The following is a 24,731-nucleotide window of genomic DNA, read 5'->3' as shown; positions in this document are numbered from 1 at the left end:
CACATCGCTGCCGCTTTGACGCCGTCACCTGACCGGGTGAGCGCGTGTTGGGTGATAGCCGCTCTTCTGGGCGTGACGACCGGCCTGTGGTTTCGGGTCTCGGCTGTGCTCGCCCTGACGGTGGTGGTGGCGATTGCGGCGGCGGCGGCCGGCTTCTGGGCCGGCGAGCCCCTCGTGCCGACCCTGGTCCGGGTGTTGGCGGCGGTGGTGCTGCTGCAGCTTGGATACCTAGCCGGCCTGCTGGTCGCCACGGCGTGGCGCCGAGGTTCCAAATAGGCCGTCCCGCATCGGGACGGCCGGGCGGGGCGAGGCGCGTCCATGGTCACGAGGTCTGATGGGTGCGCAGCAGCGCGGGTATGGTCCGCAGCAGGATCAGCACGTCGGTCCAGAACGACCAGTTGCGCACATAGTCGGCGTCGAGGGCGACCCGCTCGGCATAGGTCAGACTGCTCCGGCCGCTGACCTGCCACGCCCCGGTCATGCCCGGGCGGACGCTCAGATAGTGCTCGGCCATCGGCCCATAGAGGACGATCTCCTCGCGCACGATCGGGCGCGGCCCGACGCAGCTCATCTCGCCGCGCAGGACGTTCACGAGCTGCGGCAGCTCGTCGAGGCTGGAGCTGCGCAGCATCCGGCCGACGAAGGTGATGCGCGGGTCGTTGGCGAGCTTCCGGGTGCGCTGCCATTCCTCGGCCGCCGCCGGGTTGGCGGCCAGATGGTCCCTCAGCACGCGGTCGGCGTCGCAGACCATGGTGCGGAACTTGTAGCAGTGGAACTCGCGCCCGCCGAAGCCGACCCGGTGATGGCCGAAGATGATCGGCCCGTCGGTCGACGCCTTGATCAGCAGCGCCACCAGGACGAGGAGCGGCGAGAGCAGCACCCCGGCCGTGACGGCGACCAGCAGGTCGAGCAGGCGCTTGGCCGCGCGGCCCGGCGCACGCTCCGCGAGGATCGGCTCGCGCAGGTGCGGGCCCGGAAAAGGCCGCGCCGGCAGGCCGGCGTAATGTTGATCGTCCAGCATGTATCGCGCCCCCGCCAGTTTTCTACTCGATTTTGTTTCGGAGATACTCTCGGGCCCAAACGCATAGAAGTGGTAATTACTGAAGTAAAACTATGCCGACCTTTACCTGTAAGCCGTAACGCCCAACGCCTCGGCCTACCCCTTCGGCGCCGGGCCGACCGGCCGGACGAGGGAGCGCCGCCCCGCCGGAAGGTCGCGCGCGCCGGTTCGCGTCGAGGCAACGGATCGGACGGACACACGCCGTGCGCGCGCCCTCCTTCCGGCATCATCCAGGGAAAGCGCAGCCGCCCGTCGCAGCTGTGTCCGGGAGGGCGGCCGGCGGCGTCAGGCGGCCTTGTTCAGCACCGTTCCCAGCACCGCGCTCCCGGTGGATTCGAGCCGGTCCACCGCCTCGGTGATGAGCTGGGCCGGCGTGCGGCCCCACTCCACCACGACGAGCACGCCGTCGAGCAGCGGGCCCATGGCGATCGCTCCCGAGCTCTGCTCCAGGGCCGGCAGGTCCACCACCACGAGATCGTGGCTCAGCAGCGCCTCGTCGAGGCAGCGCATCATGGCGCCGGAGCCGAGCAGCGCCTCGGAGATGGCCGAGGTGAACTGGCGCGTCGGCACCAGCTCGATATGGGTGCGCGGCACCGGCGTCGCGCATTCGCTGACCCGCCGGTCCTCCAGCAGGATCTGCAGCAGCCCCGGCTGCTGCTCGGAAACGTCGGCCGCCGCCGTCATGGCGCAGCGCTGGAGATCGGCGTCGATCACCAGCACCCGCACGCCCGAGGCGGCGAGGAGGCAGGCGAGGTTGCCGGCGACGGTGGTCTTGCCCTCCCCGGCGAGCGCCGAGGTGACGCCGATGGCCCGGGTGCGCTGCGCCTCGGCCCGCGCGCGGGCGACCAGGGTCGTGCTCACATTGGCGAGGGCGTTGAGAAAGGGGTCGCCGCCCAGCTCCTCGTTCGCGGTGAAGCATTCGAGCGAGGGCCGGCCGTATCGTCGCTTGAGCCCTGCGAGAAGGGTGCCGAGGCCACGGTCGAAGGAGTGGCGCGGCGACCAGCGGGCGCTCCCGCTGCGATGGATGCGCGGCAGGGCGCCGAGGCAGAGCCGGCCCAGCTTCTGGTTGGCGTGGCGCACCGAGCGGATGCTGGTGTCGAGGTTCTCCCTCAGCACGGCGGCGCCGACCCCGACCACGCCGCCCAGCAGCAGGCCGAAGGCCAGGATCAACTTGGAGCGCGGGTGGCTCTTGTCGAGCGGGATCGTCGCCGGGGTGAGCAGGCGCGTCTCGACCAGCGGGTTGGACTGGCGCTGGAGCACCTCGGCATAGCCCTGAAGGGCGCTCTCATAGATCTTCTTGTAGGCGAGCGCGGTGCTCTCCAGCTCCTCGAGCGTGTTGCGGTCGTCCGCCAGCTGGCCGGCCGATCCCTGCCCCACCGCACCCGGATCCGCCCCGCCCTGCCCCGCCGCCGGGCCGTCGAGGGCGGGATCGCCGCCCGCGTCCGAGGGGCGATAGGCGGCGTAGCTGCGGCCAGCCTTGAACTCCTGAAGGGCGAGCGCGGCCGCGTTCATCTGCTCGCGCAGCTTCGCCACCCGGCTCTCGAGCCAGTCGGAGCCTGCGCGGGCGGTGAGCGTGCGCGATTCGAGCTGGTCGCGGATGTAGATGTCGGCCGTGGTATTGGCGACCAGCGCCGCCAGCTTCGGGTCCGGCGAGGAGAAGCTGAGATCGATCACGTAGGAGAAGCCCGAGCGGCGCGCATCGAGACGGCCGCTGAACACGCCCAGCGCCCGCTGCAGCGCGATGGGCCGGGGCACGTCGGGGCCGGGCGGCTTCATGAAGGCCGGATTGTCGAGCAGGCCGAGCTGCTCGATCACCGCCCGGGCGATCCGTTCGGAGCGCAGCACAACGAGCTGGCTTTCGATCTGCGCCGCGTCGATCGCGCTCGACTGCAGTTCCTCGCGCGTGGGCTGGGAGGATTTCGGGTCGACCAGAAGCTGGGCGCGCGCGGTATACAGCGGCGTCGCCGTCTTCACATAGGCGAAGGCGGCGGCGCCGGCGATCGCGACGGCGACAAAGACGATCAGGAAGTGCCGGAGGACGAAGACCGACAGTTCGGGAACGGTGACCGTATCGGGCGGAAATTCAATATCCCCCCAATCGGTCCGCGAGCCGCCGCTAGTGTTCGCCACGACGTGACGCGCATCTTGCCTGGTAAGCTTCATGACCGGACCCAAGACCTCAGGAGTGGAAAAGCTCGCGAACGCGCCGCGTCACCCCCACGACAATTGTGACTCGGCAATATCAAATTGTAATACGCTCCCCGTGCTGCAGTAACATCGCCGGAAGCGGTAGCGCGAATACCTAAAAGGACCTCATGTTCCGCCGCACGTCTGCCGCATCGGCCGGATCCGGGCCGCCGGCTCGGGACAAAGAAATGCAGGAGGCGGTACGTCGCGGCGCGGGAGGCGTGGTCTGGCCGGGTAGTGGCCGCCCGCGCCGGATCGGAAGGGTGGCGCCGTGCGAGCGGGCCCGCTCAGCCCAGTTCCTCGCGCATCTCCCGGAGGTAGGCCCGCGCGCCGAGCGCGGTGTCGACCGTGGGTGCCGTGGCTTCCGGCGCGCGCTCGAGCCAGGCCTCGCGCCACCAGCAATAGATGGCGCGCGGGCAGAAGACGCGCTTGCCGCTGATCCGCCCACGGCACCAGACGTTCTCGAGAATGACGGCGGGTGTCTTCATGGTCCGCATCACGCCGGACTTCTCGTCGAGGAAGTGGTCGACCCGGGCGCGCACGCGATAGACGCCGCCGCAATAGGGCACCATCTCGCCGTCGAAATAGAGGCCGCGATGGTGATTGCGGGCATCGAGGGTCGCCATGATCTGCTCGTAGGGCTTCACGCGCACGAACTCGCCCGGCTGCAGGTCGAGCGGGTAGATCGGCGCATGCGTCGAATCCTCGAGATGCCCCCACATCCGCGGATAGGGCACGCCGCCCCACAGCGACTGGAACACGTTGTAGAACCAGCGCCCCGGCGCCCCGAAGCGCGAGCGCGGCCGTGCCAGATTCTCATAGGCGAAATAGACCGCGCTCATCGCCATGGTGCCGAGCCCGACATTGCGCGAGGCGAGGTCCTCGGCGAACTGGCTGAAGTTCCAGCGGCCCATGAGCTTGGTGTAAAGCGGAAAATCGGTCGCCTGGCACTGCCAGCGCGGCTTGCCCGAGGCCGAGACACCGTTGCGCGCCGCCCTCTCGACATCCTCTTCCGTGCACCGTTCGCGCCCGCCCGAAGCGGGGAACGGAACCGGGACGGAGGCCGGCGCCAGCTCGGCGCCGTCGGCATCGACCCGCCGCAGCCACGCCTCCTTCCAGAACACGCTGCATAACGCCTGGCAGCCGCCATGGCCGGCACCGTCGCACCGCACCCCTTCCAGCAGCACGCCGTCCTTCAGCGTGCGGCTGCTCAGCGGATGGATGGTGTCGCAACTCTTGTGGCCGCGCTTGGCGACGCGGATGCGCTTGCCGCAATAGTCGAACATCTCGGGCATGAAGGGCATGCCGTCGAGCCGGCCGTTCTCGTCGAGCGTGGCGAGGATCTCCTCCTTGCTGCGCACCTCGACCCAGTCGCCGGCGCAGGAGCGGATGGCGATCGGATGCGAACGGGCCTCGCCGGGAGAGCGGCCGGGCGCGCGCTCGGGCGCCGGCGCCAGCGGGCCGGCCGTCCTCGCCAGGCCCGCTTCCGTCGAGGTGTCGTCGCCGGCCACGGGGCCTTCACCGATGCGGGCCATCACACCTCCTCAATCCGTCAGCAGCAATTTGCGGGCAAAGAAACCTTCGGCGTAGCGGGCGCGGCATTCCACGCCGCGCAGGCGCGCCAGCGCCATGAACGTCTCGGCGTCGAACCACGCCTTGGAGCGCTGGGTGCCGAAATGGCGCTGCAGCAGCTCGACCTTGCGCAGCAGGATCTCGTCCGGCAGCGGCACGTAGAGGTTCGGCTGGCCGAGGTCGCCGTCCCATTTCGGGATCTCGACCTCCAGCACCAGGTGATCGCGGAACGCGTTCCAGGCGAGCTCGCACAGCAGGCGATGGTCCTGATGCGCGTCGTCGCGCCGGTGGGTCAGCACCACGTCCGGGTCGAGCCGGCGCTTGAACCCTTCCACCCAGTCCTTCACCGCCGCGCGCTCGGCGGGCAGATAGCCGTCGCGGAACCCGCCTATGTGGACCTCGACCGTGGCGACGCCCTTCAGGAAGTCCGCCGCGCTCGCGCGCGCCTCGCTCTCGCGCGGCCCGGCGGCGCTCGCCACGCACCAGTGCACCTCGAGTACGGCACCGGCGGCGATCCAGTTCAGGATCGTCCCCCCGGCGCCGATCTCCATGTCGTCCGAATGCGCACCAAGACACAGGATCCTGAGCCCCTTGCCGGGGCGCGCGAGGGCGAGAGGGTGCATAGGCTCAGGCCCTCGACGCGAGGACCTGCGGGACCGGCCCGCATTTGCGCCAGGGCATCTGGCCCTTCTCGATCATGTCCTCCAGGCTCTGGCGATCCCTGAGCGTGTCCATCGCCCGCCAGAAGCCTTCGTACTTGTAGGCGAGCAGTTGGTCGGCCTCGATCAGCCGCGCGAACGGCTCAACCACCAGTTCCTCGCCGTCGCGCATATAGTCGAAGATCTCCTTGCGGAAGATGAAGTATCCGCCGTTGATCCACATGTCGGCGGCGTCGGAGGCCTGCATGCCCTGGACCCGCCCCGCCGCGTCGATCTGCGCCAGATGGAAGGTCAGCATGGGGTGGATGGCGAGGAAGCACGCCACCTTGCCGCTGCGCGCGAAGGTCTCAATCATGTCGTCGAGCGGCGCGTCGGACAGGCCGTCGGAATAGTTGGCGAGGAACATCTCCTCGCCCTCGACCAGATGGCGCACCGCCCACAGGCGCGAGCCGATGTTGCGCCACACGCCGGTGTCCACCAGCGCCATGCGCCAGTCGACCGGCTTGTCGCCGAGGATGTCGACCGTCGCGCCGCCGTTCGACACCACGACATCGCTGTAGATCTCGGGCCGGTGGTTGAGGAAGAACTCCTTGACCACATTGGCCTTGTAGCCGAGGCAGAGCACGAAGTCCCGGTGCCCGAACCGGCTGTAGTAGTCCATCACATGCCAGAGAATGGGCTGCCCGCCGAGCGGGATCATCGGCTTCGGCACCGCCTCCGAGTATTCGCGGATACGGGTTCCAAGGCCACCACAGAAAAGAACAACTTTCATGGCGCGAATCCAAAAATTAAATATTCTATTTCAACTATGAACTTGGCGTTACGAATGTCCAGTTCGGCTTTATTTACATAGACTACCAAATTGGAATGATACGATTACATCGAATACGTCACTACCTTCCCCATCGGAGGGAAACGCCGGGCGATCCGTCCGCGCGCCCGCCCCGCCCCGTCCGCAGGCGAAGACGGGTGCCGCGGCAGACGCCGCTCAGGCGGGGGTGAGGGCCGCCGGGCTGGCGGCGAGGTGCTCGCTGAGCCAGGTCTCGCCGCGGAAGCGCTCATACTGCTCGGCGCGCAGCCGGTCGGCGAGGCGGCCGGGAGGAAGCGCGACGTCGTCATAGGTGAGGACGGCGTCCTTCGGCACCGCGCGCAGCAGCCGGCAGCCCTGCACCAGCCCCTCGGGCAGGTAGCGCCCCCGGCTCATCTCGTCGGCGTTGGCGGCCTCGCCATAGGTCATGTACATGCCGTACTCGTCGAGCACCTCGCCGGCCTCGAGATCGCGCTTGGCAACGGCGCACACCTCGACCACCGGGCCGTCCATCGGCGGGGCGAGGTTGTCGCCGAACAGCGCGACCCGCGCGATGGCGTTCGGCGTCTCGAAATGCACGAGATGATAGGGCACCCAGAACGGGTAGAGCGGCCCCTCGCCCAGCTTGTAGAGGTTGAGGTAGTGCCGCTGCTTGGGATCGGGGTGCTCGGCCAGGATGAAGGCCTTCACGCCGGACGGGCCCACCGTGTAGTCGACGATGCCGCCAAGATCGCGCAGCTCGTCGAGGTCGTAGAGCTGGTGGATGTCCATGACCGAGCCGTTATAGGCCACGCCGCGGCTCATGCCCCGGCTGCGGACCTTGAAGCCGGTCGCGTTGGCCACGATCGTCTGCTCGAAGCTGATCTTCGAGCCGTCGGCGAAGGAGGTGACCATGGCCGCGTTCTGCTCCCACCGCTCGGCCCAGGCGCGCTGGGTCGTGGGGGTGCGATAGGGGTCCTGGAGGCCCTTGACGTTGCCGATGACGCGCGGGGTCAGCCCGAGCCCCCTCACCCAGCGGAAGAGGTTCATCTGCAGGCCGGGCTCGTCGCCGTCGCAGGCGGAGAGGATGACGCCGTGCCGGCGGGCATAGACCTGCAGGATCGGGCCGATGGTCGCGTCCACTTCGGCGTTCATCATCACCACGTGCTTGCCGTGCTGGAACGCGTCCATGAACACGTTGGCGCCGAACTCGACCGATCCGGTGACGTCGACGATGACGTCGATCAGCGTCGAGCGGCAGATCAGCGAGGGGTCGTCGGCGACCACCGGGCGCCCCGCCCGGATGGCCTCGTCGAGCGCGGCGACCGTGCCGGCGCGCACCACGTCGCCGAGGCGCGCATAGTGGTAGACCTGCACGGCCCGCTCGGGGTTGCGGTTGTAGATCGCCGACATCCGCATGCCCGGCACGCTGTTGACGATCTGGTTGGTGAGCCCCTGCCCCATGAAGCCGGCGCCCACCATGCCGACGCGGATCGGCCGCCCGGCGGCCTCGCGCGCCTTCAAGGCGTTGTCGACGATGATCACAGCAACGCTCCCTGGACCGTCCCGATCATGCCGAACTGCATGCGAAGGCGCACCTCGCGCTCGGCCTCCTCGAGCAGCGGCCACACCCGGTCCTTGGCCGACATCTCGGTGACGGGAAGCGGCCAGGAGAGGCCGAGGCGCGGGTCGTCGTAGCGCAGCCCGCCCTCGGCGGCCGGCATGTAGAACTCGCCGACCTGGTAGCTTGTCTCGGTGCAGTCCTCGAGCACCTGGTAGCCGTGGGCGAAGCGCTCGGGCACGAACAGCGCCCGGTGGTTGTCCGCGGTGAGCTCGACGGCGGTGTGCTGGAGATAGGTCCGGCTCTCGGGCCGCAGATCGACGATGATGTCGAGGATCGCCCCGCGCGTGCAGCGCACCAGCTTGGTCTCGGCGGCGGGCGGATACTGGAAGTGCATGCCGCGCAGCGTGCCGCGGTGCCGGTTGAACGCCACGTTGGTCTGGGCGATGGCCGGCTTCAGACCGTGCGCGGCGAACTCCTTCTGGCAGAAGGTGCGGGCGAAGAAGCCGCGCTCGTCCTCGCGCCGTTCCAGATCGATGATGAACGCGCCGGCGAGATTCGTTTCCTTGAAGATCATGTCAGCCTCGCTCGTTGAAGATTGACGCCGGTCCGGCGGATCGGCTCCCGGTTCAGCCCGCCGCGGCGACCTCGACCGGGCCGCGCTCGCGGGCGGGGCTGGTCCAGCGCAGCGAGGCGTCGAGCCGGCCCTCGGCGATCAGCCGCTTGAGCGTGTCGATGCGCCGGAAGCGCGGACCCTCGAAGTCCTCGACGCTCACGCCCACCTGCCGGTAGGCCTCGTAGAGCTGCTCGACGCCGCGCCGGGCGGTCCATTGGGGCTGGAATTCGGGGAGCTGGCGGCGCACCTTGGCGAAGCTCACGCTGTAGGAGCGCTTGTCCGGCTCGCCGCCGGGCGCGTACTCGATCACGCAGTCGGGCACGACCTGCTCGACCATGTCGGCGATGTCGCGGATCTGGTAGTTCTCCTCGTCGCGCCCGATGTTGAACGCCTCGTTGTGCACCCGCTCGCGCGGCGCGCGGGCCGCGGCGATGAAGGCGCGGGTGATGTCTTCGATATGGACGATCGGGCGCCAGGGCGTGCCGTCGCTCTTGATCAGCACCCGCCCCTTGGCGACCGCCCAGGCGGTGAGGTTGTTGAGCACGAGGTCGAAGCGCAGGCGCGGCGACAGGCCGTAGGCGGTGGCGTTGCGCAGGAAGACCGGGCTGAAGTCCCGGTCCGCCATCGCCGACAGGCTCCACTCCACCATTGCCTTGGAGCGCGCATAGGGGGTGATCGGGGCGAACGGCGCCTCCTCGGTCACCGCGCCGTCGCCCGAGGCGCCGTAGAGGCTGCAGGAAGAGGAGAACAGGAAGCGCCCGACGCCCGCCTGCTTGGCCACCATGGCGAGATGCACGGTCGCGGCGTGGTTGAGCTCGTAGGTCAGGTTCGGGTTGAGGTCGCCCAGCGGGTCGTTGGAGAGCGCGGCGAGATGGAACACCGCGTCGAAGCCCTCGAGGTCGCGCGGCGTCAGGTCGCCGACATGGGCGCGCATGTGCCGCGCCGCCCGCTGCGGCGGCATGAAGATGCAGTCCTCGAACAGGTCCGCATCGACGCCGACGACGTCGAACCCCTCCTCCACCAGCATCGGGACCATGACGGAGCCGATGTAGCCGGTATCCCCCGTGACAAGCACTTTCATGAAGCGGCTCCAGGTTGGTTGGGGATGCCCGACCGGGACAGGCAGCGACGCGTACACTGCTTCCATGTTCCCAGGTCGAGCATCCCACAGCTCGAATGACCCGATCGCGGCCGGTGCCGCACGGGACGCCTAGGCCGGCACGCCGGCCGGCTCGATGATGGGGAAGACCGGCGACTTCAGGCCCAGCCGCACGGCGGTCCGGCGCGCCTGCCAGGCCGCGCGCAGGAACGGCCATTCCAGCACCGCGTGGAGATAGGCGCCCGCGGTCGGCAGGGCGGAGGCCTTGCGCAGCCAGGCCAGATGCCGGGCGCGCATCTCGTGCCGGCCGGTGACGCGCCAGTAGAGCAGCCAGCGATAGTAATACCGCAGGTGACGGCGCCGGCAGGCGAGATACTCCGCGCGGGTTTCGAACACGGTCGGGCCCCAGCGATCGATGATCTGCAGGATCGACCAGAAGTCGACGAAGTTTCCCTCCTTGTAGGTCGAGGTGATCGACCCGTCGTGCATGCGCGAGACCACCAGCGGCTCGTGCACGCAGGCATAGTCGCCGCGCGACAGCGCCCGGATCGCCGCGTCGAGGTCGACGTCGAGCAGCGGCGTGCCGTAGTGTTCGATATCGTAGAAGTGCCGCGTCATCGGGCCCCTCGGCTTCCGGTAGAGGCAATGCTGGTAGGGCGGGCCGTGGATCTCCTTGCGCAGCTTGTGGCGCGCGATCGCCCGGCCGCTGAAGAGACTCCTGTCGGTCGGCATGTCGCCGCCGAACAGCGCGTCGTTGTTCCAGCCACGGCAGCCGATGACGCTGGCCTGCGGGTATTGCTCGCCGAGCGCGACCATCTTGCCGATGCAGTCCGGCACCATCAGGTCGTCGGCGGGAAGGATGCGGAAATAGCTCGCCCCCTGCGGGACCATGGCGAGCGCGGCGTTCCAGTTCTCGAGCTGGAGCAGCGTCTCGGCGTTGCGCGCCACGATCAGCGGCACCGGGCCGTTGCGATATTTCTCGATGATCTGCGGGGTGGCGTCGGTGCTGGCATTGTCGAGCACGCAATGCACCAGCCGCGGATAGGTCTGCGCCTGCACGCACGCCATGGTCTCGTCGAGAAACCTGGCACCGTTGTAGACCGGTGTCGCTATGGCAACGAGCGGAACGGAGGCCATGTCCGAACGTCCCTGATCCGAGCGGAGAGAGGGAATGCGCATGGAGGTCGCCGGCCATCTGCGGGGGGACCCATGCCCGCCCGCCAGCGTCACCGGCTACGTGGAAACGTTAGGGCCAAATATATTTAGGTGGTCCGGCTAATAGGGCTTACGCGGTCCTCCCCTTTCGGCTTAGCTCCCGCCGGCGGCGATCTTCCTTTGGTCCCGGAAGACGAGCCCCGGCCTACATCCTTCAGCGGGCGCAACGGCGGCGGCACCGATCCGGCTATCGATCCGCGGCCGGCGGCCGGCCCGCCAGGATCACCCGGGCGAAGCCGAGCGCCGAGCGCCTGTGCAGGCTCTGCCCGCGATAGGCGAGCAGCACCTTGGCCCGCTCGGGCGAGGACAGCCCGGCGAGCAGGAAGAACGCCGCGAGCCCGGCCTTGTGCTTGAGCGAATGCTGCTCGCCCAGAAGCTTGACCAGCAGCCCCGGCAGCGAGGCGGCGGGCGGGCGGCGCCCTGAGGCGACGTCGAGATAGAAGGAGCGCTCGCGGAAGAAGAAGGTCTTGCGAGGGTCGGCGAGCTCACGACCCGGCGCACGGGCCCGCACGATCTCGCGCAGGTGCCGCATGCGCGTCAGGAAGCGGGCAATCTCGCGCTCGATGATGCGCGGCTCGGGCGGCAGATGCAGGGCTGAATCGTTGGCTTCGTGGATCCGGTAGCGCCCGAGTTCCTCCGAGGTGCTCACCACGTCGCCGAAGAAAGGCGCCGCGAACAGGATGACACCGTCGATCGAGGGCTCGTAGTCGACGTCGCGCAGCACCTCGCACAGGTCGCGGCGGAACACGTTTCCCGAGGTCGACGGCGTCTTGTAGACGCCGCTGCGCAGCACCTGCCGGGCGGTCGCCTCGCGGCCGCGGAAGGTGTCGAAGATGGCCGGGCCGCAGTCGAGCTCGTGGCCGTCCCCGTCGATCCGCGCCAGCGAGAACTGCAGCTTGGCGACACCGGGATCGAGCATGCCGATGATCCTGTCGAGCGAGCCGGGCTTGAGCTCGTCATCGGCGTCGAGGAACAGGACGAAGGGCGCGCTGGTCCGCTCCAGCCCGTAGCGGCAGGCGCCGAGCTGGCCGCTGTTGGCGATCCGCCACGCGGTGGCCCCGGTGCGGCCGATCACCTCCCAGGAGCGGTCGGTCGACCCGTCGTCGACCACCACCAGCTCGCATGAGGGGTGGGCCTGGTCGAGGACGCTGCGGATCGCGCGCTCGACGAACCGCTCGTAATTATGGCAGGCGATGATCACCGCGAGCTGCGGTCCTGCGCTCATGGCACACTCCGGCGCGCGCCGCCTCCCGCGAGGACGGTCAGGTTCGTTCGGACGTCGTCGCGGCCGGCAGCGGCTCCGCCGGCGATCGGTCCCTGCGCCGCCGGTCGGCGGGCCGGTGGATGTCGATCGCCCTGTCGAAGGCCCGGCGGATGCCGCGGTGGAAGCGCTCGGTCGAGAAGCGGCCGGCGCGCTCGCGGCAGGCATCGGCGGAAAAGCGGCTGCGGTCGGCCTCGAAGGCGGCGATCGCATCAATCACCGTCGCCTCCTCCTGCCGCTCGAACAGCAGGCCGGTCGGCTCGTGCCCCGCTCCGGGTGGCGCGACGATGTCGCGGGCCCCGCCGCGGGCGAAGGCGATCAGCGGCGTGCCGAGCGCCTGCGCCTCGGCAAGCGCGATGCCGAAATCCTCGCAGCCGGCGAACACCAGCGCCTGCGCGCGGGCCACCGTGCCCAGATAGTCGCCACGCGGCAGGAAGCCGGTGAAGGTGACGTTGGGCCCGGCGATCGAGCGCAGCGCGCGCGACTGCTGGCCCTCGCCGACCACCAGCAGCCGGCGGGAGGGCATGGCGTTGAACGCCCGGATGACGAGGTCGGTGCGCTTGTAGGGCGCGAGGAACGAGGCGGTGACGTAATAGTCGTCCTTCTCGGCGCTGAACGCCTCGGGGGCGACCTCGACCGGGGGGAACACCACCTGCGCGTCGCGCCCGTAGATGCGCCGGATGCGCGCGCGCACGAAGTTGGAGTTCGCCACCATCACGTCCGGCGCGTGCGCGGTGCGGGTGTCCCACATGCGCATGTGGTGCAGCACGACGCTGAAGAGCAGGCGGCCGAGCCGACCCATGCGCATCTGCTCGGCATAGGAGAATTGCTCGTCCCAGGCGTAGCGCATCGGGCTGTGGACGTAGCACAGATGCGGCTGGTCCGGCCGCGTGATGACGCCACGCGCGAACGCGGCCGAGGAACTGATGACCGCATCGAAGCCGGTGACGTCGAACTGCTCGATCAAGAACGGGCACAGCGGAAAGAGATGGCGATAGAAACGCCGCATGCCGGGCCAGTCATTAATGGCGCTGGTATGGAACTTCGCCCCGCCGAAATGGGTCTCGAGCACCTCGGGCTCGAGAAACTGGAACAAGGTGAAGATGTCGTCGGCACCGAATACCTTCTTCAGCTCCGCCAGCACGCGCTCGCCGCCGCGGAACGAGGGGCACCAGTCGTGAACCAGCGCGAGCGAGCCGTCGAAGCCGGCGATACCGGACGCCAGGGGCTCGGCCCGCATGCCCTCGACACGCGCGCGCTCCACCGGCGCATCTGCAAACTGATACATGGCCGGCTCCCCGCCCCGGGCACCGCACAGCCCGACCGACGTAGTCTCCGATGGGTAGTGCGTTGCACCAAGGCACCAATTCGGCGAAGGCACCGCAAACCAATGCTGCAGCGGACGCGCCGCATGCTACTCATTTGGGTGTAGAGAATAAAATTTCGGCGGCACCGTCATCGATTAAATTGGTACTCGGCCCAGACATGATTACAGATATACTTCTATTCATCGTTTCATCTACCCTGATTGCGCGGAGAATTCATGAACATTACAATCATCGTCCCCACCAGCGGGCGCCCTGCCGTGGTTGCGCGGCTGCTGTCGCTTCTCGAGCGCCAGACCCGGCAGCCCGACCATGTGATCGTCTCGGCGACCTCGCCGCGCGACATCGGCGATATCGGCGATCTCGGCTTCAAGGTGTCGTGCGTCTATGGCGAGCCGGGCCTGTGCGCCCAGCGCAATCGCGGCCTGTCGCTGCGCGACCCGCAGACCGACATCGTCGTGTTCTTCGATGACGACTTCGTGCCGGCCGGCAGCTATCTGGAGCGGCTGGCGCAGGCCTTCGAGGAGCACCCGGATTACGTCGTGATCACCGGCAACGTGCTGGCGGACGGCGCCTGCGGGCCGGGCCTCGGCTACGACGAGGCGCTCGCCCTGCTCGCGAACCCGCGCATCTCCCTCGCCTCGCCGCCGCGCGTCGAGGACCGCGAGAGCGCCTATGGCTGCAACATGTCGATCCGCGCCCGCATCATCGGCGAGCGGCGCTTCGACGAGCGGCTGCCGCTCTATGGCTGGCAGGAGGACACGGATTTCACCAGCCAGCTTCGCGCGCACGGGCAGATCGTGTTCCTCGAGAACCTGCTCGGGGTGCATCTCGGCACCAAGGGCGGGCGGGTGAGCGGGGTGCGCCTCGGCTACTCGCAGATCGTGAACCCGGTCTACCTCATCGGAAAGGGCACGATGAAGCGCTGGTACGGGCTGCGCCTGATCTGCCGCAACCTCGCGGCGAACCTGGTGAAGAGCCTGCGGCCGGAACCCTATATCGACCGCCGCGGCCGGCTGAAGGGCAATTTGATCGGCTTCGTCCACCTCCTCACGCGGCGTGCCGACACTGAACACATCCTCAAGCTGTGAGCATTGGACCATGACGGCCATGCACCGAAAGACCCTCCTCCTGATCGCGGCGATGACGCTGCCGGTCCTGACATTCACGAGCGCCGCGCACGCCTCGGAGCCCTATCTGCTGGGGCCCCAGGACAAGCTGCGCATCCGGGTGTTCGAATGGCGCCGCTCGCAGGACCGGGTCGTGCAGTGGGAGGGACTGAACGACGAGTTCACGGTCTCGGCCGACGGCACGGTCAGCCTGCCGCTGGTCGGCGTGGTGCCGGCGCTCGACAAGACGCCGACGGCGGTGGCGCAGGACATCGCCGGCCGGCTGCAGCGGCGCATGAACCTGATCGCCCCGCCCGACACCAGCGTCGAGGTCGCGCAGTACCGGCCGATCTATGTGGTCGGCGACGTGATGAAGCCCGGCGCGTTTCCCTTCCGCCCCGGCATGATCGTCATCCAGGCCGTGTCGCTGGCCGAGGGCCTGCTGCGCACGCCCAGCCAGGCGCGCGACATGGTGACGGTGCAGGGCGAAATGGGGCAGATCTCCCTGCGGCGGGACGCCCTGATCGCGCGCAAGGCGCGGCTGGAATCGGAAGCGGCGGGCAGCGGCTCGATCGCCTTCCCCGCCACCCTGCTGACCCGCCAGACGGCGCCGGCGATCGCCGCGCTGATGCAGCAGGAGACGCTGATCTTCAAGACGCGGGCGGAAGCCTACCGCACCCAGACCGAGGCGCTGAACGACCTCAAGGACTATCTCGAGAAGGAGGTCTCCTCGCTCGAGGCGCAGATGGGCGCGGAGATGACCCAGACCGACCTCCTGAACAAGGAGCTCGACGGGGTTTCCTCGCTGGTCGCCAAGGGGCTGGCCGCGGCGCCGCGCCAATATGCGCTGGAGCGGACCAAGGCGGAGATCCAGGGCGACCGGCTGCGCCTCGAGGCCGGCATGCTGCGGGCCCGGCAGGAGATCAGCAAGGCCGACCTCAGCCTGCTGGAGCTGAAGAACAAGCGCGAGGGCGACATCGCCCTCGACATCCGCCAGACCGAGCAGGAGTTGCAGGAGTTGGCGAACCGGGGCAATGTGGCGCAGGGCCTGCTGCGGCAGATATCGCCGCTCTCGCTGGCGCGCGGGCGCGCGACGCCCGTCTTCATGATCATGCGCGCCGGGCAGCCCGGCACCGACCCGGTGGTGGTGAAGGACACCGACGCCGTCCTGCCCGGCGACACGGTGATCGCCTCTCTGCCCGAGCTCGCCGAGCCGCGCCCGCAAGGTCTTCCACAGATGATTCCGGGCGAGGCCGCCGTCGGTCCCACCCCGCCCTCCGCCTCGAGCGCGGTCAGCGCCGCCAACTGAGTCGCGTGCCCCTTGCAGACAATCTGTCGCCCGCAAACCGTTGCCACGCGTGGATCCATGCCCCGCGCGCGGCAGCGGCGCGCCTGTTGCGCACGGGCCCATCCATGAACATCCCATCGATGAAGAGGGCTGGAATCATTGGCTCGCCGCCATCCGCCCGGAACGTCGCGTACACGGTCAAGCCACAGCGACGTGAGATCAGCATTGACGCCGGCTCCGGATTGCCAATAGTGCTGCATCTCATTTGTTATCCGTACTTAGGCTTTTTTCTGTGTTCTGCATTGGAATCGACGAAGCTCGCGCCAGTTGATTCTGGTGCCGGCTAGACATGAGCGAGTGCAGGATGTTCGGGCGAATACCGTATATCCCCCCACCGGGCCGGAGCTACGAAGCGCATGTCGGCAGTCCGACTTCGCTGCGGATCATGTGTCACGACGGCATGGAGTTCGTAGTCCCCACGGACAGACTGCATCTGCGTGAGGATAGCGTCGTCTGGGAAGACGAGATGGGCCTGTGGTGCCTGCCGATCCACATCATCACCTGCATCGCCGGCGAGTTCTGGAGCGGTGGGCTGGCCGACACGCCCCCCTGTTACATAGCCGGCCGCGCCTGAGCTGCGCCGGCTGACGCGCGAGCGACGCGCCGCGGATTTCCGCGGCCGGTGCGCCGTGCCGTTTCCCGAAAATCCTTCCCCCTGACAACAGATCCCATCGCCCGGCTTTTGCCGGCGCGTGGCCCTCGGCACGTGCCGGCAGCGCACGGCCGGCAGCGCGCGTCGAACCGGCATCGTGCGCCCCATACCCGCCCCGTCCTGGTTCCCGCCAGGAGATAACCCGGCGCGCCTTCTCCTACGTCTTCTGCCGTCCGCACCACTGCACGGCGCGAGGCCCGCACTCCCCCCGGCATAAGCCATCTGCGCAGCAGGCAATACGCCGAACGTTCTCCCGCCTACTCAATATTGACGGATGATTAATCCAGATAACTTCGCCTTATCATTTGTTTAGACTAGGCATTCGACGCGGCCCGACGCTCTAAACACGTATTATTATTTACGCGCTCCGACGACGGCCAAGACGATGTGTCGCAAATGGAGGATCTTCTGGACGGGATGCTGCCCCGCCCTCCCCTCCGCTCGTCCATCGCGCCGCCATCATGCGCATCGCGGCGCTGCCCCCTCAGCTCGGTTTGGCGGAGTGCTCTTTCATGGCGGTGCTGGTCTCGGGCGGGGCGGGCTATATCGGCAGCCACATGGTTCTGGCGCTCATCGACGCAGGTTTCGACGTCGTCGTGCTGGACGACCTGTCCACCGGCTTCGACTGGCTGGTCCACCCCGAGGCGACCTTCGTGCGCGGCGACGTCGCCGATGCCGCCCTGGTGCGGCGCGTCGTCAGGGAGCACGAGGTCGACGCCGTGGTGCACTTCGCGGCGCGGATCGTGGTGCCGGAATCGGTGGCCGATCCGCTCGGCTACTACCTCGCCAACACCGCCAAGTCGCGCAGCTTCCTCGAGACGCTGATCGCCTTGGGGGTGAGCAACTTCATCTTCTCCTCCACCGCCGCCGTCTACGGCATGGTCGGCAACGACCCGGTGTCGGAAGAGGCGGCGCTGGCGCCGATCTCGCCCTATGGGCGCTCCAAGCTGATGACCGAATGGATGCTGTTCGACGCCGCCGTCGCGCATTCGCTGAGATACGTCGCGCTGCGCTATTTCAACGTCGCGGGGGCGGACCCGGCCGGCCGCGCCGGCCAGTCGACCCGCCGGGCCACGCACCTCATCAAGGTCGCCGCCGAGGCGGCGCTCGGCAAGCGCGCGGGCATCGAGATCTTCGGCACCGACTACCCCACGCCCGACGGCACCTGCCTGCGCGACTATATCCACGTCACCGACCTCGTCGCCGCCCATCTCGACGCGCTGCGCTACCTGCGCGCCGGCGGGGCGAGCCGCGTGCTCAATTGCGGCTATGGCTGGGGCTATTCGGTGCGCGAGGTGGTCGACACGGTGAAGCGGGTCTCGGGGGTCGACTTCCCGGTCCGCGTCGCCCAGCGCCGGGCCGGCGACCCGGCGGCGATCGTGGCCGGTGCGCACTGCATCAAGCGCGACCTCGGCTGGTCGCCCAAGCTCGCCGACCTGGACCTGATCGTTGCGCACGCGCTCTCCTGGGAGATGCGCCTCGGCGAGCGCAACCGGATCTGAAGCCGGCCGGACCGGCCGGTAGCCCGACGGGACGGCAGCCGCCTATTCGCTCCTCGCCGCCGCGCGCAGCGCCTCGGCATGGCGATGGACCACGTTCTCCAGGCTGAACTGGTCGACATAGTCCTTGCGATAGCCGGAGAAGCCGCGCTCATAGCCGAGATTGTCGTGGTAGTAGCGCATGGCCTCCACCAGCGCCGCCTCGTCGCCGGGCGGCACCAGTTCGCCCAACCGCCTGTCGGTCAGGATGTCGCTCGGCCCGAAGTCGCAGTCGATGGCCACCACCGGCAGTCCGAACCGCAGCGCCTCGCATATGACGAGGGACCATCCCTCCCAGCGCGACGTCGAGACATAGATATCGCTGGCCTCGAAGGCGGCGTGCGGGTCGGTCGGGTGATATTCGACGTCGACCACGTCGTGCAGCCCCAGCCGCTCGATCTGCGCCCGCAGCGCCGGCTCGTCGCGGCCATGCCCGACCAGCTTGAGGCGCACGTTCGGGCGCTGCGCGCGAAGCCGGGCGAAGGCATCGAGGAGGATGTCCTGGCCCTTCTGGTAGGCGAACCGGCCGACATTGACGAAGGTGACCGGCCGCGCATTGTCGTTGCCGCCGGTTCCCCGCACCGCAAAGGCCCGCACCGGGTTGGGCAGCCAGACCGTCCGCGACCGGGTCTTGTAGCGTTTGACGAAGGCGTTGAGCTGCTTTGGCGAGGTGCCGAATATGTAGGGGATGCGGCGGAGCACCACCGTCTCGGCGATCAGGAACATGATGCGCGCCTTGAAATGGGTCCGCTCATGGGCCGGATTGCCGTGCAGGTGCAGGGCGAAGCGCGTCTTCAGCCCGAGGCAGGACAGCCAGCAGAACACCAGCGGCTCGACCTGCGGCACGACGACGAGGTCGTAGCGGTTGGCCTTTATGAGCTCGCGATAGGTGTGGAAGCGCGCCAGCGGCGTCGGGGCCAGCCGCAATATCCGGTTGTACTTCCTCGTCTCGGTGGGAAAGTTCTCGTGCTGCGACGTGTAGAGGACGTCGATGTCGAATTCCGAGCCGTACTGGACGACGAGCTCGGTGCAGATGCTGTCCACCACCCGCTCGATGCCGGCGAACAGCGTCGTGCCCGGCTGGATGTAGAGAATCCTGAGCTTCCGCGAGGGTGAAGGAGGAGACGTCGCCGGCCGCATGGGTTCGGGCGTGCTCATCAGGTATCCCCCAGGGCGGATCTCAGAACCGCGGTCCTTCTGTTGTGGCCGTTGGCAGCAGGTCGCCGACGGGCAGGCACTGCCGGTATGCAACGAGAACGTGCAACACCCCACCCGACCACCCCCTCGATCCCGTGACCGTCGGCACGCGCATGACGCCCGGCCTCAGCTGGAGCGGCTGCGCAGCGCCCGAAGGCGGGTCAGCATGTAGCCCACCGGCCCGGGAGCGAGGTGCCATATGCACGCTGCGTAGAAGGAGAGCGCCAGGACCGGCGCGAGGACGAGCTGCACGGGAGCCCCGAGCGGCGCCAGCAGATAGGCGCTGCCGAAGGCACCGATCGCCGACGGCACCGCCGGCACGAGGTAGATGGCGGCGTATTGCCGGATCGAGACCGGGGCGACCCGGTTCAGCACCGTGTAGCAGACGCAGGGCGTGAACAGCGTGAAGTAGACCGCGACGCCGAGCGCGACCCCGTAATCGGCACTGAACGTGGCGCCGATGGTGATGAGGAGGAGGAACACGCACGCATTCAGCATGGCGTAGCGTATGAGGCTTCGGAACCGGCCGTTTGCCGGCAGCAGCGGGCCGATGACCCACGACACCGCGTCGAAGGCGAGGCCGACGCTGAGGATCTGGATGTAGATGGCGGCCCCGGCCCAGTCGTCGTGGAAGACGAGGCCGATGAAGGGCTGCGCCAGCGCCGCCTGGAGAAAGCAGATCGGCATCACCACGATCGCCAGCACCTGCGAGGCAACCATCGCGGCGTCGCGCTGGCGTAGAGGCTCCCTGCTCAGATGGATGAGCGCGGGGAAAAGGACGCTGCCGACGCTGCTTCCCATCAGCCGCACCGGCTGCGCGGCGATGCGGTAGGCGAAGAAATAGAGGCCCACGCGCACGTCGCTGGCGACGAGGCCCAGCACCATGGCGTCGCCCTGGCCGATGAGCGAAGTGATCAGGCGCGTGCCGGAAACCGCCAGCGATTTCGGCAGCAGCGCCGTCCAGTGGAAGTGCGCCCGTCGCCGCGGCATGGCGGTGCGCGTGATCGCCCAGGCGGCGGCGCTGAAGACGGCCGCCCCGAGCGGGATCGGCAGGGCGAAGCTGTAGGCGCCGAAATCGGCGGCCGCGAGGGCGATGGTCGCCAGGTTGACGACGACCACCTCGGCAAAGCCGAGCATGGACAGCAGCCGGAAGTCCAGCCGGGCGCGGATGACGGTGACCGGGATGACGCTGAAGGAGCGCAGCGGCACGCCGAGCGCCACCACCATCAAGAGACCCGCGAGCTGCGGATGACCATAGATGCGGGCCGCCACCGGCGCGGCGCACACGAGCACCACCAGGCAGAGCATTGCCGGGCCGACGCTGAGCCAGAACAGCGTGCCGAACCAGATCGACATACGGTGCCGGCGCTGCAGCACCACGTCGTCGAGGCCGAGCTGGAAGGCCGAGCTGACGATGCCCGACACCGTCAGAGCCAGGCTGATGAGCCCGAAATCGGCCGGCACCAGCAGCCAGGCGAGCACGAATTGCGAGCCAGCCTGGACAACGCGCGAGGCGGCGTTCTGGCTGAAGAACCAGAGCATGCCGTGCACCACGGCATGGCCCACGCCGCGCTGGTCCGCGCGCCGCGCATCGGCCTGGGGAGCCGCGACCTCTTCCTCGATGGCAACGCCGGTGAGCGCACGTATGTCGGCGGTCAAGATGACATTCCCTCTGAGCGGCCCGCCCTGGAACGGGCAGCCTTCCGAACGGCCAGAATGATCGGGCCGGAGAGGCCCGGGCGCGGCTCCGGGGGAGCGCGGGACGGGGCGGCCCCAGTGGCGCGGGGCCGGTTTCCGAAGCGGGGGCCGACGGTCCCCGCCAGTACGGTACCGCCCGCCCGGCAAGGGGCGGCGCGGAACCCTTCGAGGACAGCGCCCGAGCGCGTCGCAAGGGCCTCGCCGCAGATGGAGGTCGGGCCGGCAGCCGCCGCGACGAGTGCAGCGGAACGCCGGGTGTCGATGGACGGGGTGCCCTCTCCCCCGGCGCCGCCGCTCATGCGGCATGGCCGGCTTCGAAGCGCTACGTCACGAACACGGCAACTCTAGCACCGCCCGCTGACCTGAAAATATACTCCCTTCGCGTGACGAGAGGCGTAAATATTCGTATGTCGAAATTCCAATACGGTGCAGAATTCTACTAACCGCCTACGTCAATCTACGATTGAAACATAGACAGTCGGCACATGCAGTGAATCAGATGTCGGTATGTCAGGCAGCCACGCCCATTCTGCTGCCACAAGGCCCGAGGTATCGGCTACGTTGCTTTCGTCCGAACAGCTCGCAGCGCTCCCTCTTCGGGGCGTGTCGTCGGGGTACCCGCGGCGGAGCCGGCGATTGGCCTCGGCCGGGTGCGACGCGCGGCGGATCCAGCCCGCGAAACGCCGGCCATCCGTCGCCGGCGGCATGTGTCCGACACGGGCGCGATCCATTTCCGGAGGCCCGCCGGGCGGTCAGCCGCTACGGTCGATCACAACTTGGTGATGTAATTTGATAACCGCCCCCGTTACCTCAAGACCGCCCACCCGAGGCGGCAACATCCGTCAGTCCGGAAACATCTGCTGCGTGACGAACGCAACCTCGGTCCGGTTCTTCGCCTTCAGCTTCTTCATGATGTTGCGCACATGAACCTTCACCGTGCTTTCGCACATGGTCAGTTCATAGGCGATGACCTTGTTGGACATGCCCTTGCGCATGGCCTTGATAACCGCGAGCTGACGGGGCGAGAACAGCTCCGACAGGTCGGCGGGCGCATTGACGACACCCCCGCTCGGCAACGAAAGAAGACATTGAGCGGGAATGAAAAAACCGCCGCGCTGAACGAGATAGAGCGCCTTGAGGATGGCGTCGAGGCTGAGCGTGGTCGGCAGGAAGGCGCGCGCGCCGCTGGCGATCAGCTCGTTGAGCGCCGCAGGACGCTCCTCGTCAGACATGACGGCAAATGGGATGCCGGAAGACAAAGCCCGCAGTTCCGACAGCTGCTGCTTGAGTTCCGACATCGAGTTCAGGTTGTTCGCCCAGAAAACCACCAATGACGTCTGCTCCACGAGGCCGCTCTTGCGCCATATTTGGATGGAGTCGAACAGCAGATAGTCACTCCTCGGATCAGCTGTCGTCAGCGACGACGACAGACAGTCGCGCACAAAAGTACGACTGTCGATCAGAACTATAAGAGGTCTGGTCGCCGAGTTGTGGAGGGTAGAGTCACCGGGTTTTGTGGACAGGCTAGTTTCCGCAAAAGGAATCAGATCGTTGTGTCGGGTGGTAGTTTCACTATCCGCATTCATTCCGAACCGACCTTTCTTATTAGGCAGGACGATGGATTTTACGATCTAGAGAAGCCGGCGATCTAGATAATCGGGACGGTGCCCCCTGCCCCAACTACTAACCGCAAGTTGATGCCTAGTTCAATATATCAGATGGCCTATCCCGAAATCATACCTATTTTGGTGGCGCTTTCGAAAAACAAATACACCTTCGGCAGAGTACGAATAGGGAAAATCGCGAGGCCGGCAGGGTCCCGCCGTTTTGATTCCGAATTCTCCTCAGCCGCTCGACGGTCAGAAAATTTTTCATGTTTTCATACACTTGGAGGTATTTTAAAGTCGGAAATCTTACCTTTTTTACACGTGAACTGACGTTCCTCACCGAGGAATCCAGGCATCGATTGGCGGGGCGGGTAAAATTTCACCGACCTACTGGACGGTAACCTGATGTTACCGTCGCACCTGCCGTAGAGGACGGTGGGCGGTGCGACGGGCCGTCGCGGGACGGTTGGAACTGCACCTTCGGGTAGGCGTTCGACTCCGGGAGACCGGAAACGGGGGAAGCCAGAAGGAACATCCCATGCCGAACATTCACGACGCCCGAATTCTCGTCATCTCCGCCAAAGGCTTCGAGCAGGCGGAACTGACGGTGCCGCGCGACCAGCTGAGGAGCGCCGGCGCTCGCGTCGAGGTTGCAAGCCCGGACGGCAAGCCGATCCGCGGCTGGGACAAGACGGACTGGGGCGACACCGTGCCCGCCGACCTCGCCATTCCCGCCGCCCGGGTGGAGGACTATGACGCGCTGGTCATTCCCGGCGGGCAGATCAATCCGGACCTGCTGCGGGTCAATGCCGACGCGATGAAGCTGGTGCGCCGCTTCCTCGACAGCGGGCGCACGGTGGCCGCTATCTGCCACGGGCCGTGGCTGCTGGTGGAGGCGGACGCGGTGCGCGGGCGCACCGTTACCTCCTACACGTCGATCCGCACCGACGTGAAGAACGCCGGCGGCAACTGGGTGGACCGCGAGGTGGCGACCGACCAGGGCATCGTCACCAGCCGCTCGCCCGCCGACCTCGACGCGTTCGTCGCCAAGATCACCGAGGAGATCGGCGAAGGCCGTCACGAGCGCCGCAAGGCGGCGTGAGCGACCGGCTGGAGCGGGAGAAGGGTCATGTCGGACGCCGACTTCGAGGTGGTGGGCCGCAAGGGCCCGTGCCGACGGCTCCATCCGCGTGAGGCCGGCTGGGACGATGCGGAGACCGCCTTCTGGGTGATCTCCGTCCTCGACGCCATCCGGCCGGGCCGCCGGGTGGCGGCGGGCCCGGGCCGGCGGCGCCGCATAGGCACGGTGCGGGTCTGAAGGGGGACGATCATGGCTCCACGCGCGACATGGAAAGGCTTTCTCAAGCTCGACGAGGTGGTGTGCGGCGTCGCGCTGTACACGGCAGTCACCGCCAGCGAGCGGGTGAGCCTGCACATGCTGAATAGGCGCACCGGCCACCGGCTGCAGCGGCGCTTCATTGACCCCGACACCGGCGAGACGGTCGAGCGCGACCAGCAGGTGAAGGGCTACGAGGTCGGCTCGGGCGACTATGTGATGCTCGACCCCGAGGAGGTCGCGGCGGCCACGCCGGAGAACGACAAGACGCTTTCGGTGGAGGGCTTCATCCCCTGCGGGCAGGTGGACGACCTCTATTTCGACCGCCCCTATTATCTGCGCCCCGCCGACGAGGCCTCGCAGGCGACCTATGCGGTGATCCGCGAAGGCCTGCGCGCGAGCAAGGTCGCCGCCCTCATCAGCGGCGTACTTTTCCGCCGCCCGCACACGCTGCTGCTGCGCGCCCATGACGACGGGCTTATCGCCACCATGCTCTCCTTCGACTACGAGGTGCGCTCGGCCGAGGACGCCTTCGCCGATATCGGCGAGGTGAAGATCGAGGACGAGATGCTCGACCTCGCCCGGCACATCATCGACACCAAGGCCGGCACCTTCCGCCCCGAAGCCTATGAGGACCGCTACGAGGCGGCGCTGGTCGAGCTGGTGCGCGCGAAGATGGAAGGCCGCAAGATCCGTCCGCCGAAGGAGACCCCGCGCGGCAAGGTGGTCGACCTGATGGACGCCCTGCGCCGCAGCGCCGGCATGGAGGGCGAGGGCAAGAAGGCGGGCGCGAAGGGGACCGGCGGCAAATCGGCCCGCAGCAAGTCGACCTCAAGCAAGTCGGCCTCGAGCAAGTCCCCCTCCGGCGGCGGGCGCGGGTCCGCACAGCGCAGGGCGAGCTAGG

General features: G+C 67.8%; 22 protein-coding genes. 8 read left to right on the top strand and 14 right to left on the bottom strand.

Annotation, left to right across the window (positions count from 1 at the left end; translation table 11 throughout):
• Positions 1-51: 51 nt before the first annotated feature.
• Positions 52-276 (top strand): hypothetical protein, encoded by a 225-nt coding sequence (locus tag NVS83_RS02605; protein WP_258737932.1) that lies wholly within the window; start codon positions 52-54, stop codon positions 274-276.
• 46 nt (positions 277-322) lie between these two features.
• Here NVS83_RS02605 and NVS83_RS02600 read toward each other — a convergent pair whose 3' ends face one another.
• The 11 genes from NVS83_RS02600 to NVS83_RS02550 all read right to left on the bottom strand — a co-directional run bounded on the left by NVS83_RS02600 (position 323) and on the right by NVS83_RS02550 (position 13,305).
• Positions 323-1,021 (bottom strand): sugar transferase, encoded by a 699-nt coding sequence (locus NVS83_RS02600; protein WP_258737931.1) that lies wholly within the window; start codon positions 1,019-1,021, stop codon positions 323-325.
• Positions 1,022-1,345: 324 nt separating this feature from the next.
• Positions 1,346-3,190 (bottom strand): AAA family ATPase, encoded by a 1,845-nt coding sequence (locus NVS83_RS02595; protein ID WP_258737930.1) that lies wholly within the window; start codon positions 3,188-3,190, stop codon positions 1,346-1,348.
• A 344-nt stretch (positions 3,191-3,534) separates the two neighbouring features.
• Complete coding sequence (locus NVS83_RS02590) at positions 3,535-4,782, bottom strand: hypothetical protein (RefSeq protein ID WP_258737929.1); 1,248 nt, start codon at positions 4,780-4,782, stop codon at positions 3,535-3,537.
• Between the two features lie 9 nt (positions 4,783-4,791).
• Positions 4,792-5,442, bottom strand: a complete 651-nt coding sequence (locus NVS83_RS02585) for a PIG-L deacetylase family protein (protein WP_258730903.1) — start codon at positions 5,440-5,442, stop codon at positions 4,792-4,794.
• 4 nt (positions 5,443-5,446) lie between these two features.
• Positions 5,447-6,250: a sugar phosphate nucleotidyltransferase gene (locus NVS83_RS02580; protein ID WP_258730904.1), complete on the bottom strand. Its 804-nt coding sequence runs from the start codon at positions 6,248-6,250 to the stop codon at positions 5,447-5,449.
• 216 nt (positions 6,251-6,466) lie between these two features.
• Entirely contained in the window at positions 6,467-7,810 is a 1,344-nt protein-coding gene (locus NVS83_RS02575) for an NAD(P)H-dependent oxidoreductase (protein WP_258737928.1), read from the bottom strand.
• Positions 7,807-8,403, bottom strand: coding sequence for a dTDP-4-dehydrorhamnose 3,5-epimerase (rfbC, locus tag NVS83_RS02570; RefSeq protein WP_258730906.1), 597 nt, complete (start codon positions 8,401-8,403; stop codon positions 7,807-7,809). The genes NVS83_RS02575 and rfbC overlap by 4 nt, the downstream gene beginning before the upstream one ends.
• 52 nt (positions 8,404-8,455) lie before the next feature.
• Complete coding sequence (locus NVS83_RS02565; RefSeq protein WP_258737927.1) at positions 8,456-9,523, bottom strand: NAD-dependent epimerase/dehydratase family protein; 1,068 nt, start codon at positions 9,521-9,523, stop codon at positions 8,456-8,458.
• A gap of 129 nt (positions 9,524-9,652) precedes the next feature.
• Entirely contained in the window at positions 9,653-10,678 is a 1,026-nt protein-coding gene (locus NVS83_RS02560; protein WP_258737926.1) for a glycosyltransferase family 2 protein, read from the bottom strand.
• 265 nt (positions 10,679-10,943) lie between these two features.
• Positions 10,944-11,981, bottom strand: a complete 1,038-nt coding sequence (locus tag NVS83_RS02555) for a glycosyltransferase family 2 protein (protein WP_258737925.1) — start codon at positions 11,979-11,981, stop codon at positions 10,944-10,946.
• A gap of 37 nt (positions 11,982-12,018) precedes the next feature.
• Entirely contained in the window at positions 12,019-13,305 is a 1,287-nt protein-coding gene (locus tag NVS83_RS02550; protein ID WP_374115008.1) for a glycosyltransferase, read from the bottom strand.
• Between the two features lie 255 nt (positions 13,306-13,560).
• On the opposite strand from NVS83_RS02550, the gene NVS83_RS02545 reads away from it, so the two are divergent.
• From NVS83_RS02545 to galE, 4 genes are all read left to right on the top strand, one after another.
• Entirely contained in the window at positions 13,561-14,433 is an 873-nt protein-coding gene (locus NVS83_RS02545; RefSeq protein WP_258737924.1) for a glycosyltransferase family 2 protein, read from the top strand.
• Between the two features lie 10 nt (positions 14,434-14,443).
• The gene (locus NVS83_RS02540) at positions 14,444-15,760 is read left to right on the top strand and encodes a polysaccharide biosynthesis/export family protein (protein ID WP_258737923.1); all 1,317 of its coding nucleotides are present in this window, start codon (positions 14,444-14,446) and stop codon (positions 15,758-15,760) included.
• A gap of 439 nt (positions 15,761-16,199) precedes the next feature.
• Complete coding sequence (locus NVS83_RS02535) at positions 16,200-16,373, top strand: hypothetical protein (RefSeq protein WP_258737922.1); 174 nt, start codon at positions 16,200-16,202, stop codon at positions 16,371-16,373.
• A 590-nt stretch (positions 16,374-16,963) separates the two neighbouring features.
• On the top strand, positions 16,964-17,953 hold the full coding sequence (gene galE, locus NVS83_RS02530) for a UDP-glucose 4-epimerase GalE (protein WP_258737921.1): 990 nt from the start codon (positions 16,964-16,966) through the stop codon (positions 17,951-17,953).
• A 42-nt stretch (positions 17,954-17,995) separates the two neighbouring features.
• Here galE and NVS83_RS02525 read toward each other — a convergent pair whose 3' ends face one another.
• From NVS83_RS02525 to NVS83_RS02515, 3 genes are all read right to left on the bottom strand, one after another.
• Positions 17,996-19,147 carry a glycosyltransferase gene (locus tag NVS83_RS02525; RefSeq protein WP_258737919.1) on the bottom strand — a complete coding sequence of 384 codons (1,152 nt, stop codon included), beginning with the start codon at positions 19,145-19,147 and terminating at the stop codon, positions 17,996-17,998.
• Positions 19,148-19,312: 165 nt separating this feature from the next.
• Entirely contained in the window at positions 19,313-20,845 is a 1,533-nt protein-coding gene (locus tag NVS83_RS02520; protein WP_258737918.1) for an oligosaccharide flippase family protein, read from the bottom strand.
• An 881-nt stretch (positions 20,846-21,726) separates the two neighbouring features.
• Positions 21,727-22,326, bottom strand: a complete 600-nt coding sequence (locus NVS83_RS02515; protein ID WP_258737917.1) for a response regulator transcription factor — start codon at positions 22,324-22,326, stop codon at positions 21,727-21,729.
• A gap of 703 nt (positions 22,327-23,029) precedes the next feature.
• Here NVS83_RS02515 and NVS83_RS02510 point away from each other — a divergent pair.
• The 3 genes from NVS83_RS02510 to ku are packed head-to-tail and all read left to right on the top strand — an operon-like array spanning position 23,030 to position 24,730.
• The gene (locus NVS83_RS02510) at positions 23,030-23,593 is read left to right on the top strand and encodes a type 1 glutamine amidotransferase domain-containing protein (protein ID WP_258737916.1); all 564 of its coding nucleotides are present in this window, start codon (positions 23,030-23,032) and stop codon (positions 23,591-23,593) included.
• A gap of 27 nt (positions 23,594-23,620) precedes the next feature.
• On the top strand, positions 23,621-23,809 hold the full coding sequence (locus NVS83_RS02505) for a hypothetical protein (RefSeq protein ID WP_258737915.1): 189 nt from the start codon (positions 23,621-23,623) through the stop codon (positions 23,807-23,809).
• Positions 23,810-23,821: 12 nt separating this feature from the next.
• Positions 23,822-24,730 carry a non-homologous end joining protein Ku gene (ku, locus tag NVS83_RS02500; protein WP_258737914.1) on the top strand — a complete coding sequence of 303 codons (909 nt, stop codon included), beginning with the start codon at positions 23,822-23,824 and terminating at the stop codon, positions 24,728-24,730.
• Position 24,731: the final 1 nt, after the last annotated feature.

This window comes from Ancylobacter mangrovi (assembly GCF_024752335.1).
Lineage (GTDB): Bacteria > Pseudomonadota > Alphaproteobacteria > Rhizobiales > Xanthobacteraceae > Ancylobacter > Ancylobacter mangrovi.
This window is presented reverse-complemented; position numbering and strand designations above follow the sequence as displayed.

What these genes read in the sequence shown, in the direction of transcription:
- NVS83_RS02600 (WP_258737931.1), bottom strand. Translation starts at nt 1,021, where the DNA reads ATGCTGGACGATCAACATTACGCCGGCCTGCCGGCGCGGCCTTTTCCG.
- NVS83_RS02590 (WP_258737929.1), bottom strand. Translation starts at nt 4,782, where the DNA reads ATGGCCCGCATCGGTGAAGGCCCCGTGGCCGGCGACGACACCTCGACG.
- NVS83_RS02585 (WP_258730903.1), bottom strand. Translation starts at nt 5,442, where the DNA reads ATGCACCCTCTCGCCCTCGCGCGCCCCGGCAAGGGGCTCAGGATCCTG.
- NVS83_RS02580 (WP_258730904.1), bottom strand. Translation starts at nt 6,250, where the DNA reads ATGAAAGTTGTTCTTTTCTGTGGTGGCCTTGGAACCCGTATCCGCGAA.
- rfbC (WP_258730906.1), bottom strand. Translation starts at nt 8,403, where the DNA reads ATGATCTTCAAGGAAACGAATCTCGCCGGCGCGTTCATCATCGATCTG.
- NVS83_RS02565 (WP_258737927.1), bottom strand. Translation starts at nt 9,523, where the DNA reads ATGAAAGTGCTTGTCACGGGGGATACCGGCTACATCGGCTCCGTCATG.
- NVS83_RS02560 (WP_258737926.1), bottom strand. Translation starts at nt 10,678, where the DNA reads ATGGCCTCCGTTCCGCTCGTTGCCATAGCGACACCGGTCTACAACGGT.
- NVS83_RS02555 (WP_258737925.1), bottom strand. Translation starts at nt 11,981, where the DNA reads ATGAGCGCAGGACCGCAGCTCGCGGTGATCATCGCCTGCCATAATTAC.
- NVS83_RS02550 (WP_374115008.1), bottom strand. Translation starts at nt 13,305, where the DNA reads ATGTATCAGTTTGCAGATGCGCCGGTGGAGCGCGCGCGTGTCGAGGGC.
- NVS83_RS02545 (WP_258737924.1), top strand. Translation starts at nt 13,561, where the DNA reads ATGAACATTACAATCATCGTCCCCACCAGCGGGCGCCCTGCCGTGGTT.
- NVS83_RS02540 (WP_258737923.1), top strand. Translation starts at nt 14,444, where the DNA reads ATGACGGCCATGCACCGAAAGACCCTCCTCCTGATCGCGGCGATGACG.
- NVS83_RS02535 (WP_258737922.1), top strand. Translation starts at nt 16,200, where the DNA reads ATGGAGTTCGTAGTCCCCACGGACAGACTGCATCTGCGTGAGGATAGC.
- galE (WP_258737921.1), top strand. Translation starts at nt 16,964, where the DNA reads ATGGCGGTGCTGGTCTCGGGCGGGGCGGGCTATATCGGCAGCCACATG.
- NVS83_RS02525 (WP_258737919.1), bottom strand. Translation starts at nt 19,147, where the DNA reads ATGAGCACGCCCGAACCCATGCGGCCGGCGACGTCTCCTCCTTCACCC.
- NVS83_RS02510 (WP_258737916.1), top strand. Translation starts at nt 23,030, where the DNA reads ATGCCGAACATTCACGACGCCCGAATTCTCGTCATCTCCGCCAAAGGC.
- NVS83_RS02505 (WP_258737915.1), top strand. Translation starts at nt 23,621, where the DNA reads ATGTCGGACGCCGACTTCGAGGTGGTGGGCCGCAAGGGCCCGTGCCGA.
- ku (WP_258737914.1), top strand. Translation starts at nt 23,822, where the DNA reads ATGGCTCCACGCGCGACATGGAAAGGCTTTCTCAAGCTCGACGAGGTG.